The sequence below is a fragment of the Streptomonospora halophila genome, from assembly GCF_039542725.1.
GTDB lineage: Bacteria > Actinomycetota > Actinomycetes > Streptosporangiales > Streptosporangiaceae > Streptomonospora > Streptomonospora halophila.
Map to the genome: position 1 here is coordinate 80,011 of NZ_BAABIK010000020.1, position 16,680 is coordinate 96,690.

At 73.8% G+C, this 16,680-nt stretch carries 13 protein-coding genes; all 13 read left to right on the forward strand.

Features of this window, described 5'->3' with window-relative positions; all coding sequences use genetic code 11:
* Window positions 1-16 precede the first annotated feature (16 nt).
* The gene (gene pheS / locus ABEA15_RS17455) at window positions 17-1,135 is read left to right on the forward strand and encodes a phenylalanine--tRNA ligase subunit alpha (RefSeq protein ID WP_344145239.1); all 1,119 of its coding nucleotides are present in this window, start codon (window positions 17-19) and stop codon (window positions 1,133-1,135) included.
* Window positions 1,135-3,636, forward strand: coding sequence for a phenylalanine--tRNA ligase subunit beta (gene pheT, locus ABEA15_RS17460; RefSeq protein ID WP_345557581.1), 2,502 nt, complete (start codon window positions 1,135-1,137; stop codon window positions 3,634-3,636). The genes pheS and pheT overlap by 1 nt, the downstream gene beginning before the upstream one ends.
* Before the next feature lie 406 nt (window positions 3,637-4,042).
* Complete coding sequence (locus tag ABEA15_RS17465) at window positions 4,043-5,272, forward strand: aminotransferase family protein (protein ID WP_345557617.1); 1,230 nt, start codon at window positions 4,043-4,045, stop codon at window positions 5,270-5,272.
* Window positions 5,273-5,476: 204 nt separating this feature from the next.
* Window positions 5,477-5,923 carry a MarR family winged helix-turn-helix transcriptional regulator gene (locus tag ABEA15_RS17470; RefSeq protein ID WP_344145235.1) on the forward strand — a complete coding sequence of 149 codons (447 nt, stop codon included), beginning with the start codon at window positions 5,477-5,479 and terminating at the stop codon, window positions 5,921-5,923.
* 132 nt (window positions 5,924-6,055) lie between these two features.
* Entirely contained in the window at window positions 6,056-7,501 is a 1,446-nt protein-coding gene (locus ABEA15_RS17475; protein WP_345557583.1) for an NAD(P)/FAD-dependent oxidoreductase, read from the forward strand.
* A 145-nt stretch (window positions 7,502-7,646) separates the two neighbouring features.
* A complete protein-coding gene (gene argC / locus ABEA15_RS17480) occupies window positions 7,647-8,675 on the forward strand; it encodes an N-acetyl-gamma-glutamyl-phosphate reductase (RefSeq protein ID WP_345557585.1) in 1,029 nt (342 codons plus the stop codon).
* A 31-nt stretch (window positions 8,676-8,706) separates the two neighbouring features.
* Window positions 8,707-9,858 (forward strand): bifunctional glutamate N-acetyltransferase/amino-acid acetyltransferase ArgJ, encoded by a 1,152-nt coding sequence (gene argJ, locus ABEA15_RS17485; RefSeq protein ID WP_345557587.1) that lies wholly within the window; start codon window positions 8,707-8,709, stop codon window positions 9,856-9,858.
* 111 nt (window positions 9,859-9,969) lie between these two features.
* On the forward strand, window positions 9,970-10,893 hold the full coding sequence (gene argB / locus ABEA15_RS17490; protein WP_344145226.1) for an acetylglutamate kinase: 924 nt from the start codon (window positions 9,970-9,972) through the stop codon (window positions 10,891-10,893).
* Complete coding sequence (locus ABEA15_RS17495; protein ID WP_345557589.1) at window positions 10,890-12,086, forward strand: acetylornithine transaminase; 1,197 nt, start codon at window positions 10,890-10,892, stop codon at window positions 12,084-12,086. Before argB ends, ABEA15_RS17495 begins: the two co-directional genes overlap by 4 nt.
* Window positions 12,083-13,063: an ornithine carbamoyltransferase gene (gene argF / locus ABEA15_RS17500; RefSeq protein ID WP_345557591.1), complete on the forward strand. Its 981-nt coding sequence runs from the start codon at window positions 12,083-12,085 to the stop codon at window positions 13,061-13,063. Before ABEA15_RS17495 ends, argF begins: the two co-directional genes overlap by 4 nt.
* Complete coding sequence (locus ABEA15_RS17505; RefSeq protein WP_344145220.1) at window positions 13,060-13,593, forward strand: arginine repressor; 534 nt, start codon at window positions 13,060-13,062, stop codon at window positions 13,591-13,593. Before argF ends, ABEA15_RS17505 begins: the two co-directional genes overlap by 4 nt.
* A gap of 75 nt (window positions 13,594-13,668) precedes the next feature.
* On the forward strand, window positions 13,669-14,868 hold the full coding sequence (locus ABEA15_RS17510; RefSeq protein ID WP_345557593.1) for an argininosuccinate synthase: 1,200 nt from the start codon (window positions 13,669-13,671) through the stop codon (window positions 14,866-14,868).
* Between the two features lie 135 nt (window positions 14,869-15,003).
* A complete protein-coding gene (argH, locus tag ABEA15_RS17515; protein ID WP_345557595.1) occupies window positions 15,004-16,437 on the forward strand; it encodes an argininosuccinate lyase in 1,434 nt (477 codons plus the stop codon).
* Window positions 16,438-16,680: the final 243 nt, after the last annotated feature.

Genomic DNA, 16,680 nt, shown 5'->3' on the forward strand with positions numbered 1-16,680 from the left:
GGCGAGGCGAACATCCATGTCTGCACCCAATAACCAGTACGATCCGGTCGAAGTGACCCCCCTGCATCCCGACGAGGTCGCCCGGATGCGCGACGAGGCGCTGGAAGCCGTCGCGGCGGCCGCCACGCTTGAGGAGCTCAAGCAGGCGCGCCTGGCCCACGTCGGCGACCGCTCCCCGCTGGCCCTGGCCAACCGCGAGATCGGCGCGCTGCCGCCTTCGGGCCGCGCCGAGGCCGGCAAGCGGGTCGGCGGCGCCCGGCGCGACGTCGGCGAGGCGCTGAAGAAGCGCCAGGCGGAGCTGGAGGAGGAGCGCGACGCCCGCGTCCTCGTCGAGGAGGCGGTCGACGTCACCCTGCCCACCGGCCGGCTGCCGCAGGGCGGGCGCCACCCGGTGGCCACCGTCGCCGAGCGCATGGCCGACATCTTCGTCGGCATGGGCTTCGAGATGGTCGAGGGCCCCGAGGTCGAGGCGGAGTGGTTCAACTTCGACGCGCTCAACTTCCTGCCCGACCACCCGGCCCGCACGATGCAGGACACCTTCTTCGTGGAGTCGCCCGCCGGCGGCGAGTCCGGCCTGGTGCTGCGCACCCACACCTCGCCGGTGCAGGTGCGCGCGCTGCTGGAGCGGGAGCCTCCGGTCTATGTGGTCGCCCCCGGCAAGACGTTCCGCACCGACGAGCTGGACGCCACCCACACACCCGTCTTCCACCAGCTGGAGGGCCTGGTCGTGGACGAGGGCATCACGATGGGCCACCTGCGCGGGGCCATCGACGCCTTCGTGGAGAACATGTTCGGCAGCGGCCTGGGCACCCGGTTCCGGCCCTCCTACTTCCCCTTCACCGAGCCCTCCGCCGAGGTCGACATGGAGTGCTTCGTGTGCCGGGGGGCGTCGGTGGGCGACCCCGCCAACCCCTGCCGCACCTGCTCCTCCGAGGGCTGGATCGAAGTCGGCGGCTGCGGCGTGGTCAACCCGCGCGTGCTGACGGCGGCGGGTGTGGACACCGACCGCTACAGCGGCTGGGCCTTCGGCCTGGGCGTGGAGCGGACCCTGATGTTCGCCCGCGGAGTGGAGGACATGCGAGACATGGTCGAGGGCGACGTCCGGTTCACCTCGGCGTTCGGGATGGAGATCTGATGCGCGTCCCCGTTTCCTGGCTCAGGGACTACACCGACCTGCCCGAGGGCGTCACCGCCCGGGACCTCGCGGCCGCGCTCGTGGGCCTGGGGCTGGAGGTCGAGACCGTCGACAGCGTCGGCGCCGACATCAGCGGGCCCATCGCGGTCGGACGCGTGCTGTCGATCGAGGAGCTCACCGGGTTCAAGAAGCCCATCCGGCACTGCCGGGTCGACGTCGGCGGGGCCAACGGCACCGGCGAGCCGCAGAACATCGTCTGCGGCGCGCGCAACTTCGGCGAGGGCGACCTGGTCGTGGTCGCCCTGCCCGGCGCCGAGCTGCCCGGCGGGTTCGCCATCAGCTCGCGCAAGACCTACGGCCGGGTCTCCGAGGGCATGATCTGCTCGGCCGCGGAGCTGGAGCTGTGGGAGGACCACACCGGCATCGTCGTGCTGCCCGCCGGCAGCGCCGAGCCCGGCGAGGACGCCTACGGCCTGCTGGGCCTGCGCGAGGACGTGCTCGACATCGCGGTAACGCCCGACCGCGGCTACGCCCTGTCGATGCGCGGCGTGGCCCGCGAGGCCGCCACCGCCTACGGCGCGGCCTTTCGCGACCCGGCCGACGCCGCGCCGGCCGGGACCCCCGGCGGCGGGTACCCGGCCGCCGTGGCCGACCCGGCGATCTGCTCGCGCTACGTGCTGCACGGGGTCACCGGCTTCGACCCCGAGGCGCCCACACCGGCGTGGATGAAGCGCCGCCTGGCGCTGGCGGGCGTGCGGTCGATCTCGCTGGCCGTGGACATCACCAACTACGTGATGCTGGAGCTGGGCCAGCCGCTGCACGCCTGGGACCGCTCCGCGCTGAGCGGCCCCGTCGAGGTCCGCCTCGCCCGCTCGGGCGAGAAGCTGGAGACCCTCGACCACGTGACGCGCGCGCTGGACTCCGACGACATCCTCATCACCGACGACTCCGGGCCGATCAACCTGGCCGGCGTCATGGGCGGGGCGGCCACCGAGATCGGCCTGTCCTCCACCGACGTGCTGGTCGAGGCCGCGCACTTCGCCGAGACCCACATCGCCCGCGCCTCGCGCCGCCACCAGCTCTCCTCGGAGTCCTCGCGGCGCTTCGAGCGCGGCGTCGACTCCGCGCTGCAGCCCGCGGCCGCCGCCCGCGCGGTCCGGCTGCTGGCCGAACTGGGCGGAGGGGAGATCGACCGGGGCTACACCCACATCGCCGACGAGTCCGCCGCCGGTCCGCGGCCCATCGCGGTCGCGGCCGACCTCCCCGACCGCGTCGCCGGGGTGTCCTACGGGACCGGGCGCGTGCGGGCGGCGCTGGAGCGGGTCGGCTGCACCGTCGAGGAGGACGCGGGCGGCCTGCGCGTCACCCCGCCGACCTGGCGGCCCGATCTGACCGACCCCAACGACCTCGCCGAAGAGGTCGTCCGCATCGAGGGATACGACAACATCCCGTCCATCCCGCCGCGCGCTCCGGCGGGGCGGGGACTGACCGCGGGCCAGCGGCTGCGCCGCTCCGTGTGCCGGCGGCTGGCCGCCACGGGCTTCACCGAGGTACTCACCTACCCGTTCATGGGCGAGCGCGACCTCGATGGCCTGCAGGTCGGCGCCGACGATCCGCGCCGCAACGCGCTGCGGCTGTCCAACCCGCTCAGCGAGGACGAGCCGCTGCTGCGCACGACGCTGCTGCCGGGGCTGCTGAAGACCCTGGTGCGCAACGTGGGCCGCGGTTTCAACGACGTCGCCCTCTTCGAGACCGCGCTGGTCTACATCCCGCGGCCCGGCGCGCCCGACAGCGCGCCCATGCTGCGTGTCGACCGCGGCCCCACGCCCGAGGAGCGGGAGTCGCTGGCCGGCGCCCTGCCCGACCAGCCGCGCCGCGTGGGCGCGGTCCTGGCGGGCGACCGCGAGCCCGGTGGCTGGCAGGGCCCGGGCAGCCCGGCGACCTGGGCCGATGCGATCGAGACGGCACGCGAGGTGGCCCGCTCGGCCAACGCGGAGCTGGTCGTGCGGGCGGCGCAGTTCGCGCCCTGGCACCCCGGCCGCTGTGCGGCGCTTTACGTGCGCATCGGCGGCGAGGAGCGCCTCGTCGGCCATGCCGGCGAGCTGCACCCCCGTACCGTGGCGGCCTACGGGCTGCCGGAGCGCACCGCCGCCGCCGAGATCGACCTCGACGCCGTCGAGGAGGCCGGGGGACCGGCGACCGCCCCGCACGTCTCGGGCTATCCGGTGGCACTGCAGGACGTCGCACTCGTGGTGGAGGAGGGCGTCCCGGCGGCCGACGTCGAGGGCGCGCTGCGCGCGGGCGCCGGCGACCTGCTGGAGGACGTGCGGCTGTTCGACGTCTACACCGGCGAGCAGGTGGGCGAGGGCCGCCGCTCGCTGGCCTACTCGCTGCGCTTCCGCGCCCCCGACCGCACGCTCGCGGCCGAGGAGATCGCCGGTGCGCGCGACGCGGCGGTGGCCGCGGCCGCCGAGCGCACCGGAGCGGTGCTGCGCGGCTGATCGGCCGCGGCCCGGCGCCGCTGGCTCTGCGTGTCGGCCCCGCCCCCTGTCAAACATCGGAGGGGCGGGGCCGAAGACGTTTTCTCAGAAGAATTTTCCCCCCGTCATCGCAGGTCAAAGGGTATTCAATGCCGTGAGGTCAAAGGTAGGATGAATGCTGTCGGTTAATGCGGGGATTATTCTTTGTTTCGTCTCTTGAACCGGGCCGCTCCCAGAACTTAACCTGCAGTCACCTGCCGCGATCCGGGGTCCCGGGCACTCGCGGAACAGCTGTTTCAATCGGCGTTGCGTGTCTGCACGCACAGCTCGGCTCGGAGGTCGCTCTATGACCGAAACAGTGGTTTCGTATGCGCGCACACCGATGGAGCGGCTGGAGCCCAGCCGCTTCTGGCACACCTTCAGCGATATGAACAAGGTCTCCCAGGGGCCCAAGTTCGTCGTCGAGCGGGCTGAAGGGGCCTGGCTCTGGGACGACAACGGCGACCGGTTCCTCGACGGCACCGCGAGCCTGTGGTACAGCAACGTCGGTCACGGTCGCCGCGAGATCGCCGACGCCGTCCACCGGCAGCTCACCACCCTCGACGCGTTCACCGTCTACGGCGACTTCGCCAACCGGCCCGCGCTGGAGCTGAGTGAGCGCCTGGCCTCCCACGCCCCCGTGATCGACCCGCGGGTGATTTTGACCTGCGGCGGCGGCGAGTCCATCGAGACCGCCGCCAAGCTGGCCCGCCGCTACTGGGCCACCCAGGACCGTTCGGCCAAGCGGCACCTGATCAGCCGGACCGGCGGCTACCACGGCCTGCACGGCATCGGCACCGGGATCATCGGCATGGACCGCTTCCGCACCGGCTTCGGTCCCATGGTCGAGGACGCCTCGGTGGTGCCCCACGACTCCGTGCGCGCGCTGGAGGAGGAGATCCTGCGGGTGGGCCCGGAGAACGTCGCCGCGTTCTTCGCCGAGCCCGTCATCGGCGCGGGCGGGGTCTACGCCGTCGACGCCGCGTACTTCACCGGGGTCTCCGAGGTCTGCCGCCGCCACGGCGTGCTCTTCATCGTCGACAGCGTCATCTGCGCCTTCGCGCGCATGGGCGACTGGTTCGGGATCGAGCGCTACGGTGTGCGCCCCGACATGATCGTCTTCGCCAAGGGCGTCACCAGCGGGTACCAGCCCCTGGGCGGCGTGATCACCAGCGGCGAGGTCGCCGAGCCGTTCTGGAACCGCTCGGGCAACCCGTTCCACCACGGCACCACCTACGCCGGCCACCCGGCCTGCAGCGCGGCCGCCTCGGCCAACCTGGACATCCTGGAGCGCGAGGACCTGTTCACCGTCGCCATGGAGCTCGAGACCCAGCTCGACGGCGCGGTGCGCACGCTGGCCGACCACCCGCTTGTGGCCGAGGTGCGCTCGGGCACCGGGGTCATGGCCGCGGTGCAGCTCACCGAGGAGGCGCTGGGCGAGCGCGGAATCACCACGGCCGCGGTCTTCGCCGAGGCGCGGGCCCGCGGCGTGATCCTGCGGGCCATTCCGCACTCGCTGCTGATCTCGCCGCCGCTGGTCACCACCTGGGAGCAGATCGACCACCTCGTCTCCACGCTCCGCTCCGCACTGGACGCCGTGGCAGAGCGGCACCAGTGACCCACCCGGCCGGGCAGGGCGCCGCATCCGCCGCGGCGCCCCCGCCGCTGTGCGGTCCCGGCGCCGCGCAGGGGCTCGGTGCATTCGTCTGACGAGCAAGATACTTCTCTTGGATAATGTTGGTACCGCAGGGTCGCTAGGAGGTCGATGAAAGCGGGGGCCGGACACGTGAGCGGGGACGCGGACTCTCCCACCGGCGGCGCCATGAGCGACGACGAGGTCATCACGGCGTGGGGGCTGCTGGTCGAGGCGCAGAGCGAGACCTCGCCGCTGCTGCTCCGCGGCGTCGACCCCAGCGGCGGCGACATGTCCGGCCCCTGGTTCGAGGTCCTGATCCGGCTGCAGCGCTCACCGGGCAACCGGCTGCCGATGAGTGCGCTGGCCCGCGAGGTCAGCCTCAGCAGCGGCGGGTTCACCAAGCTGGCCGACCGCCTGGAGCGTCAGGGCTACCTGGCGCGCACCTCGTGCCCCGATGACCGGCGCGTCGTCTACGCCGAGCTCACCCCCGCCGGCCGCGAGTTCGCCGACAAGGCACGCGCCCAGCACGTCGTGCTGCTGCGCGAGCACGTCCTCGGCCCCCTCGGCGAGGACGGCCTGCGCCGCCTCGGCGAGCTCGCCCGCATCCTGCGCGACAGCTCCCGCAAGGGCTGAGCACGACCCGCAGCGAGGGGAGGGCGGCCGCCGCGGGGCCGATCCCAGGTCCGGGGCCCGAGCGCGCGTCCGGGCCCCGGTAGTCTGGTCGGCCCTTACCGCAGCACGACCCGACCAGCCGGGGGCCGCACAATGACACCGTTCGCCACCGCCGCCGAGATGCGCGCCGTGCCCCGTTCATCGGGCTTCCGCAACGGCGGGGTCTCCTACTGGTTCCGCGACGTCGGCATGCCCGAGCGCCGCACCGCCCTGCCCGGCGGCGCCGACTACGACGTGTGCATCGTGGGCGCCGGGTACACGGGGCTGTGGACCGCCTACTACCTCAAGAAGGCCCGCCCGGACCTGCGCGTGGCCGTGCTGGAGCGCGATTTCGCCGGCTTCGGCGCCTCGGGCCGCAACGGCGGCTGGCTCTCGGCCGAGTTCGCCGGGTCCAAGCGGCGCTACGCCGCCACCCACGGCAAGGGCGCGGTGGTCGCCCTCCAGCGCGCCATGATGGCCTCGGTCGACGAGGTGATCTCGGTGGCCGAGCAGGAGGGCGTCGACGCCGACATCGCCAAGGGCGGCATGCGCCTGGTGGCGACCAACCCGGCGCAGAAGGCGCGCCTGCAGGAGGAGGTCGCCGACCTGCACGAGTGGGGCTACTGGCCCGAGGACCTCCACCTGCTCGACCCAAGGGGCGAACCGCGGCTGCAGGTCGACGGCGCGGTGGCGGCGGCCTACAGCCCGCACGCCGCGCGCGTGCATCCGGCCAAGCTGGTGACCGGCCTGGCCGCGGCCGCCGAGGCGCTGGGCGCGGACATCTTCGAGGACACCGCGGTCTCCGAGATCCGCCCGCGCACCGGCGGAGAGCGGCCGTGCGCCGTCACCCCCGCCGGGACCGTGCGCGCCGACCACGTCATCCGCGCCACCGAGGGCTTCACCTCCGGCCTGCACGGGCAGCGCCGCCAGTGGCTGCCCATGAACAGCTCGATGATCGCGACCGAGCCGCTCTCCGATGTGATGTGGCGCCACATCGGCTGGGAGCGCCCGGAGGTCCTGGGCGACACGGCCCACGCCTACTGCTACGCCCAGCGCACCGCCGACGGCCGCATCGCCATCGGCGGCCGCGGGGTCCCCTACCGGTTCGGCTCGGCCCGCGACTCCAACGGCGCCACCCCGCCCCAGACCATCGCCGAGCTGTGGCGCGTGCTGGCGCGGCTGTTCCCCGTCGCGGCGGAGGTGCCCATCGCCCACGCCTGGTCGGGCGTGCTGGGTGTGCCCCGCGACTGGTGCCCCACCGTCGACCTCGACCCCGAGACCGGCCTGGGCTGGGCCGGCGGGTACGTCGGCAGCGGCGTGACCACGAGCAACCTGGCCGGGCGCACGCTGCGCGACCTGGTGCTGGGGGAGCGCACCGACCTAACACAGCTTCCCTGGGTCGGCCGGCGCGTGCGCGGCTGGGAGCCCGAGCCGGTGCGCTGGGCCGGCACCCGCCTGGTCTACGGCCTCTACCGCGGCGCCGACCGCCGCGAGTCCGACCGGGTTTCGCGCACCTCCCGCCTGGCCGGAATCGCCGGCCGGCTCGCGGGCCGGGACTAGCCCGGCCGGAACGGCGGAATGCGGCGCCGACCGCCCGGCGCGGCGGCCCCGGCCGCCTGCCCCCGAGTAGCCGCCGCTTGCATAATTTTGCACGGTGCTGCATCATGGTTCAAGAAATGCGGAGGGTGCACCACGGGGGGCGAGCATGGGATACACGGCGGCCGTCGCCGGAGCCAGCGGCTACGCCGGCGGGGAGCTGCTGCGCCTGCTGCTGGCCCACCCCCGGATGGAGATCGGGACGCTCACGGCCGGGGGCAGCGCCGGCAGCCGGCTCGGTGAGCACCAGCCGCACCTGGTACCGCTGGCCGACCGGGTGCTGGCCGAGACGACGGCCGACACCCTCTCCGGCCACGACGTCGTCTACCTGGCGCTGCCGCACGGCCAGTCCGCCGCGATCGCCGAGCAGCTGGGCCCCGAGGTCCTCGTGGTCGACTGCGGCGCCGACTTCCGCCTGACCGACGCGCAGGACTGGAAGCGCTACTACGGCACCCCGCACGCCGGCACCTGGCCCTACGGGCTGCCCGAGCTGCCCGGCGCGCGCGAGGCGCTGGCCGGCACCCGCCGCATCGCCGTTCCCGGCTGCCACGTCACCACCGCCACCCTGGCCCTCTTCCCGGCGCTGGCCGCGGACCTGGTCGAGCCCGAGGCGGTCGTCGTCTCGGTCACCGGGACCTCCGGGGCCGGCAAGGCGCCCAAGCCGCACCTGGTCGGCAGCGAGGTCATGGGATCGGCCAGCCCGTACGGCGTCGGCGGCACGCACCGCCACACACCCGAGATCGTGCAGAACCTGACGCAGGCGGCCGGCTCCCCGGTGCGCGTCTCCTTCACGCCGGTGCTCGCGCCCATGGCGCGCGGCATCCTGGCCACCTGCACGGCACCGCTGCGCCCCGGCGCCACCGCCGAGGGGATCGCCGCCGCCTACCGCGAGCGCTACGCCGACGAGCCCTTCGTGCACCTGCTGCCCGAGGGCACCTGGCCCGCGACCGCCATGACGCTGGGCGCCAACACCGCGCTCGTCCAGGTCGCCGTCGACCCCGGCGCCGAGCGCATGGTCGCCGTCGCCGCTCTGGACAACCTCACCAAGGGCACCGCCGGCGGCGCCCTGCAAAGCGCCAACATCGCCCTGGGACTGCCCGAGGCCGGCGGACTCCCGGTCACCGGCGTCGCGCCCTAGGACACCGCCTTCGAATCGTGAAAGGCCCACTGTGAGCGTCACCGCACCCAACGGGTTCCGCGCCGCCGGCGTCAGCGCCGGGCTCAAGCCGGACGGCGCACGCGACGTCGCCGTCGTCGTCAACGACGGGCCCTCACGCGCCGCCGCGGCGGTCTTCACGCGCAACCGCGTCAAGGCCGCCCCCGTCCTGTGGTCGCAGCAGGTCGCCGCGGGCGGGCGGGTGCGCGCGGTCGTGCTCAACGCCGGCGGAGCCAACGCCTGCACCGGCCCTGCCGGGTTCCAGGACGCCCACGCGACCGCCGAGCACGTCGCGGCCGCCATGGAGGACTCCGCGGGCGAGATCCTCGTCTGCTCCACCGGCCTCATCGGCGAGCGGCTGCCCATGCCCGCGCTGCTCGACGGCGCCGGGCGGGCCGTCGAGTCGGCCGCGCGCGACGGCGGGCCCGACGCCGCCGACGCCATCCGCACCACCGACACCGTGGCCAAGATCTCGTTCAAGCGCGGCAGCGGCTACACCATCGGCGGCATGGCCAAGGGCGCCGGCATGCTCGCGCCCGAGCTGGCGACCATGCTCTGCGTCGTCACCACCGACGCCGACCTCACCGCCGCCCAGTGCGACAGCCTGCTGCGCGCCGCCACCCGCCGCACCTTCGACCGGGTCGACAGCGACGGCTGCGCCTCCACCAACGACACCGTCGTGCTCATGGCCAGCGGGGCCTCGGGCACCGCACCCGAGGAGGCCGAGTTCGGCGCGCTGCTCACCGAGGTCTGCGACGACCTGGCCCGCCAGCTCGTCGCCGACGCCGAGGGCTCCACCAAGTCCATCGCGGTCGAGGTCGTGGGGGCGGCGAGCGAGGACGACGCCGTCGAGGCCGCCCGCGCCGTGGCCCGCAGCACCCTGTTCAAGTGCGCCGTCTACGGCGAGGACCCCAACTGGGGCCGGGCGCTGGCCGCCGTGGGCACCACCCGGGCGGTCTTCGAACCCGACGAGGTCAACCTCGCCGTCAACGGGGTCTGGGTGTGCCGCCGCGGCGCCGTCGGCGACGACCGCAGCAAGGTCGACCTCAGCGGGCGCGACGTCACCGTCACCGTCGACCTGGCGGCCGGCAGCGAGGCCGCAACGGTGTGGACCAACGACCTGACCACCGCCTACGTCCACGAGAACTCCGCCTACAGCTCCTGACAGCACCCGTCCGGCCGCCGGGCGGCCGCTCCAGGCGAACACGTTGGAAAGGGAGGGAAGAACGGTGCATCCGGGCCCCGCCGACAGGGCGGCGGCCGCACCGCGAATCCGATGAACTCTCGCAAACAGGCCCTGGACAAGGCCAACACGCTGATCGAAGCCCTTCCCTGGCTGAGCCGGTTCCACGGCAAGACCGTCGTGGTCAAGTACGGCGGCAACGCCATGACCGACCCCGCGCTGCGCGAGCGCTTCGCCGAGAACATCGTGTTCCTGCGCTACGCCGGGCTGCGCCCCGTGGTGGTGCACGGCGGCGGCCCGCAGATCAGCGCGCACCTGGACCGCCTCGGCGTCACCAGCACCTTCGCCGCCGGCCTGCGCGTCACCACGCCCGAGACCATGGACGTCGTCCGCATGGTGCTGGTCGGCCAGGTCAACCGCGACATCGTCGGGCTCGTCAACGCGCACGGGCCCTTCGCGGTCGGCATCTCCGGCGAGGACGCCCACCTGTTCACCGCCGAGCGCAAGGCCGCCTGGATCGACGGCGCCCCGGTCGACCTCGGCCAGGTCGGCGAGGTCGTCGACGTCCAGCCGGGCGTCGTGCGCACGCTGCTCGACGACGGGCGGATCCCGATCGTCTCCAGCGTCGCCCGCGCCGACGAGGGCGTCTTCAACGTCAACGCCGACACCGCCGCCGCGGCGCTCGCCGTGGAGCTCGACGCCGCCAAGCTCGTCGTCCTCACCGACGTCGAGGGCCTCTACGCCGACTACCCGACCTGTGAGGAGCTGATCAGCAGGCTCACCGCCGGCGAGCTGGAGGCCATGCTGCCCGAGCTGGCCTCGGGCATGGTGCCCAAGATGGAGGCGTGCCTGAAGGCCGTGCGCGGCGGCGTGCCCCAGGCCCACGTCCTCGACGGACGCACCCCCGACTCCATGCTGCTGGAGATCTTCACCAACGAGGGCATCGGCACCATGGTCGTCGCCGAGGCCGCGGAGCCCACCGAACCCGTGGACATCTTCGAGGGCAGTGACGAATGAGCGCCACGACCGACCTCCAGGCCCGCTTCGACGCGGTGCTGATGCCCAACTACGGCACCCCGCCCGTGGCGATCGCCCGCGGCGAGGGCTGCCGCGTCTACGACGCCGACGGCAAGGCCTACCTCGACCTCATCGCCGGCATCGCCGTCTCCGCGCTCGGCCACGGCCACCCGGCGCTGGTGGCGGCGGTGGCCGACCAGGCCGCCGCCGTCGCCCACACCAGCAACCTGTTCCTGCACGAGCGCGAGGTCGAGCTCGCCGAGCGCCTCGTCGGCCTCCTCGGCAGCGAGGGCGACGGCGACGTGCGCGTGTTCTTCGCCAACTCCGGCACCGAGGCGAACGAGGCGGCGCTCAAGCTCGTCAAGCGCGCCGCGGACGAGGGCCGCCCCCGGATCGTGGCCGCGGACAACGGCTTCCACGGCCGGACCCTCGGTGCGCTCTCGCTCACCGGCAAGGCCGCCATCCGCGACCCCTTCGGCCCCTACGGCACCGACGTGGTCTTCGTGCCCTACGGCGACGCCGACGCCCTGCGCAAGGCCGTCGACGCGACCTGCGCCGCCGTCTTCGTCGAACCGGTCCAGGGCGAGGCCGGCGTGGTGCCCGCGCCCGAGGGCTACCTCGCCGAGGTCCGCCGCGCCTGCGACGAGGCGGGCGCCGCCTTCGTCCTCGACGAGATCCAGAGCGGCATCGGCCGCACCGGCCGCTGGTTCGCCCACCAGGCCCACGGCGTCACACCCGACGTGCTCACCCTCGCCAAGGGGCTCGGCGGCGGGCTGCCCATCGGCGCGTGCGTGGGCTTCGGGCGCTACGCCACCGCCTTCGCCAAGGGCGACCACGGCTCCACCTTCGGCGGCAACCCCGTCGCCTGCGCCGCCGCCCTGGCGGTGCTCGACACGGTCGAGAACGAGAACCTGCTGGCCTCCGCCGCCGAGCTCGGCACCCTGCTGGAGCGCGAGGCCGCGGCGATCGACCACCCGCTGCTCGCGGGCGTGCGGGGCAGCGGGCTGTGGCGCGCGCTCGTGCTGAGCGCGCCCGCCTCTGCCGCCGTCCAGGCCTCCGCCGCCGCACACGGCTTCCTCGTCAACGCCCTCACACCCGACGCGGTGCGGATCGCGCCCCCGCTGACGATCTCGCGCGACGAGGTCCTGGAGTTCACCGCTGCCCTGCCCGCCATCCTCGAGGAGGCACGTTGACCACCCCGTCCCCCCGGCAGGTACGGCACTTCCTGCGCGACGACGACCTCACCTCCGCCGAGCAGGCCGCCGTCCTCGACCTGGCCGACGCCATGAAGAGGGACCCCTACGCCTACCGGCCGCTGGAGGGCCCGCGCACCGTCGCCCTGCTGTTCGACAAGCCCTCCACCCGAACGCGGGTGTCCTTCGCGGTCGGCGTGTCCGAGCTGGGCGGCCACCCGCTGGTGATCGACGCCCAGGGCAGCCAGCTCGGCCGCGGCGAGCCGGTCGAGGACACCGCCCGCGTCCTGGAGCGCCAGGTCGCGGCGGTCGTGTGGCGCACCTTCGCCCAGGCGCGGCTGGAGACCATGGCCGCCGCCGGCGGCGTGCCCGTCGTCAACGCCCTCACCGACACCTACCACCCCTGCCAGGTCCTCGCCGACCTGCAGACCGTGCGCGAGCGCAAGGGCAGCCTCGCCGGGACCACGCTGACCTACTTCGGCGACGGCGCCAACAACATGGCCCACTCCTACCTGCTGGGATGCGCGCTCGCGGGCATGCACGTGCGCATCGCCGCACCCGACGGCTACCGGCCCGACGCCGGCGTGCTCTCCCGCGCCGAGGACATCGCCCGCGGGACCGGCGCCTCGATCACCGTCACCGGCGACGCCGCCGCGGCCGCCGACGGAGCCGACGTGCTGGCCACCGACGTGTGGACGTCGATGGGGCAGGAGGACCAGGCCGATCAGCGCGCCGCCCCCTTCCGCGACTACGCCGTCGACGAGCGGGCCTTCGCCGCCGCCGCGCCCGGCGCGATCGTGCTGCACTGCCTGCCCGCCCACCGCGGCGAGGAGATCGCGGCCTCGGTCATCGACGGTCCCAACAGCGCCGTGTGGGATCAGGCCGAGAACCGCCGCCACGCCCAGAAGGCGCTCCTGCACTTCCTGCTCGCCGGGGGCACCGCGCCTGCAGCGGGCAGAGAGGGCGACCGACGATGACCGTCGACGGCGCCGGCTCCGCACCCATGACCAAGACCGCCCGCCACGCCCGCATCAGCGAGGTCCTGACCCGCCACGACGTCCGCTCCCAGGCGGACCTGGCGAGGCTGCTGGCCGAGAGCGGCGTGCAGGTCACCCAGGCCACGCTCTCGCGCGACCTGGACGAGCTCGGAGCGGTCAAGCTGCGCACCGTCGACGGGGAACTCATCTACGTCCTGCCCGGGGAAGGCGGCGAGCGGCTGCAGCGGGCCCGGCCCGACGCACTCGACCTGGAGCACGCCTCCAACGCCCGCCTGACCCGCCTGGCCGAGGACCTCCTGGTCTCGGCCGAGGCCTCGGCCAACATGGTCGTCGTCCGCACACCGCCGGGCGCCGCCCAGTACCTGGCCTCGGCCATCGACCACACCGACTTCCACGCCATCCTCGGCACCATCGCCGGAGACGACACCATCCTGGTGATCTCCCGCGACCCCGAAGGCGGCGGGGAACTGGCATCAGCGCTGCTGCGGCTGGCCGACCGGCGCCCCTGAGGGCACCGGCCGACCGGGGGCGGCCGCGGCCGCGACGCAACCGGGACCGTACAAGCAACAAGCAGGGAGAAGGACATGACCGAGCGGGTCGTACTCGCGTACTCGGGGGGCCTGGACACCTCCGTCGCCATCGGCTGGATCGCTGAAGAGACCGGTGCCGAGGTGGTCGCCGTGGCCATCGACTGCGGCCAGGGCGGCGAGGACCTGGACGTGGTCCGCCAGCGGGCCCTCGACTGCGGTGCGGTCGAAGCCGTCGTCGCCGACGCCAAGGACGAGTTCGCCGGGGAGTACTGCGTCCCCGCCCTGCAGGCCAACGCGCTCTACATGGACCGCTATCCGCTGGTCTCGGCGCTGTCGCGGCCGCTGATCGTCAAGCACCTGGCCGAGGCCGCGCGCTACCACAACGCCACCATGGTCTCCCACGGCTGCACGGGCAAGGGCAACGACCAGGTGCGCTTCGAGGCCGGTCTCGCGGCGCTGTTCCCCGAGCTGAAGGTGGTCGCGCCCGTGCGCGACTCCGGCATGACCCGGGACAAGGCCATCGCCTTCGCGGAGGAGAAGGGCCTGCCCATCGACGTCTCCAAGAAGTCGCCCTACTCCATCGACCAGAACCTCTTCGGCCGCGCTGTGGAGACCGGCTTCCTGGAGGACATCTGGAACGGTCCCATCGAGGACGTCTACGCCTACACCGACAACCCCGCCGAGCAGCGCGAGCCCGACGAGCTGGTCATCACCTTCACCGCCGGTGTGCCCACCGCCATCGACGGCAAGGAGCTCTCCCCGCTGCAGGTCATCGAGGAGATGAACCGGCGCGCCGGCGCCCAGGGCGTGGGCCGCATCGACATGGTCGAGGACCGCCTCGTGGGCATCAAGAGCCGCGAGGTCTACGAGGCGCCGGGTGCCGTCGCGCTCATCGCCGCCCACCAGGAGCTGGAGAGCGTCACCGTCGAGCGCGAGCTTGCCCGGTTCAAGCGCGGCGTCGACCAGCGCTGGGGCGAGCTGGTCTACGACGGCCTGTGGTTCTCGCCGCTCAAGGAGGCCCTCGACGGGTTCATCGCCCAGGCCAACCGGCAGGTCACCGGCGACATCCGGATGGTCCTGCACGGCGGCCGGGCCGTAGTCACCGGGCGGCGCAGCGACTCCTCGCTCTACGACTACGACCTCGCCACCTACGACACGGGCGACACCTACGACCAGTCGATGGCGCGCGGCTTCATCGACGTCTGGAGCATGCCCGCCAAGATCGCCAACCTGCGGGACCGCCGCCAGGGCTGAGGCCCGCGGGAGTCCGCCGCGGGCCGCTTCCGGACCCCCGACCTCCTCCGCACCCCGGGCCCGCCCCGGTGCGGGCGCGCGCCCGCACCGGGGCGGGCCCGGCGACCGAACGACAGAACGCAAAGGACCCCGACCGTGGCCAACGAGAGCGACACCGAGGTCACCCGCCTGTGGGGCGGCCGCTTCGCCGGCGGCCCCTCCGAGGCGCTCGCCCGCCTCTCCCTCAGCACCCACTTCGACTGGCGCCTCGCCCGCCACGACATCGCCGGCTCGCGCGCGCACGCACGTGTGCTGCACACCGCGGGGCTGCTCACCGGCGACGAGCTGGCGGCGATGCTGGAGGGCCTGGACCGGCTGGAGGCCGACGTGGCCTCGGGCTCCTTCACCCCGGTGCTCGCCGACGAGGACGTGCACACCGCCCTGGAGCGCGGCTTCATCGAACGCGTGGGCCCCGAGCTGGGCGGGCGGCTGCGCGCCGGGCGCTCGCGCAACGACCAGATCGCCACCATGGTGCGCATGTACCTGCGCGAGCAGGCGCGGGCCATCGCCGGTGAGCTGCTCGACCTCGCCTCGGCGCTGGCCGACCAGGCCGAGGCCAACATCGCCGTGCCCATGCCCGGCCGCACGCATCTGCAGCACGCCCAGCCGGTGCTGCTGGCCCACCACCTGCTCGCGCACGCCTGGCCGCTGCTGCGCGACGTGGAGCGCCTGCGCGACTGGGACGGCCGCGCCGCCGTCTCGGCCTACGGGTCGGGCGCGCTGGCGGGCTCGTCGCTGGGCCTGGACCCCGAGGCGGTTGCCGCCGAGCTGGGCTTCCCCGACTCGGCCGAGAACTCCATCGACGGCACCGCCGCGCGCGACGTCGTGGCGGAGTTCGCGTTCGTCGGGGCGATGACCGGCGTCGACCTGTCCCGGCTGGCCGAGGAGATCATCCTGTGGGCCACCAAGGAGTTCTCCTTCGCGGTCCTGGACGACGCGTTCTCCACCGGCTCCTCGATCATGCCGCAGAAGAAGAACCCCGACGTCGCCGAACTGGCCCGCGGCAAGTCCGGCCGCCTCATCGGCGACCTGGCCGGCCTGCTGGGCACCCTCAAGGGGCTTCCGCTGGCCTACAACCGCGACCTGCAGGAGGACAAGGAGCCCGTCTTCGACACGGTCGACACCCTGACCCTGCTGCTGCCGGCGTTCACCGGCATGGTCGCCACCCTGCGGTTCAACGGAGAGCGCATGGCGGAACTGGCCCCGCAGGGGTTCTCCCTGGCCACCGACATCGCCGAGTGGCTGGTGCGCAAGCGGGTCCCCTTCCGCGAGGCGCACGAGATCGCGGGAGCCTGCGTCCGCGTGTGCGAGGAGCGGGGCATCGACCTTCCCGACCTCACCGACGCCGACCTCGCCGGCGTCTCTCCGCACCTCGACTCCGGAGTCCGCGGTGTCCTGACCGTCGCCGGGTCGCTGGAGTCGCGTTCGGCCAAGGGCGGCACCGCGCCGGCGCGCGTGGCCGAGCAGCTGGAGCGCCTCCGCTCCCGGATCGCCGGCCACCGCGCGTTCGCGGAGGCGAAGCCGGAGTAGCCGCGCTCGAACCGCGCCGGACCCCGACCGGCGGACGGGGACGCGGGGACCGGAGCGGCCGTGCGGGCCGCGCCGGTCCCCGTCGCCGTCCGCGCGGCGCCTCGCACGGCGTCCGCAACCGCGGTCGCGGCCGCCCCGTCCTTCCCCGCTGCCTGCGCCACCCCGGTTCACCCGGGACTTCGCGCAAACCCCCGGCACGGCCGAAGCCGGTGATGTAGCGTCCTGGACAGTGGGCACCACGGG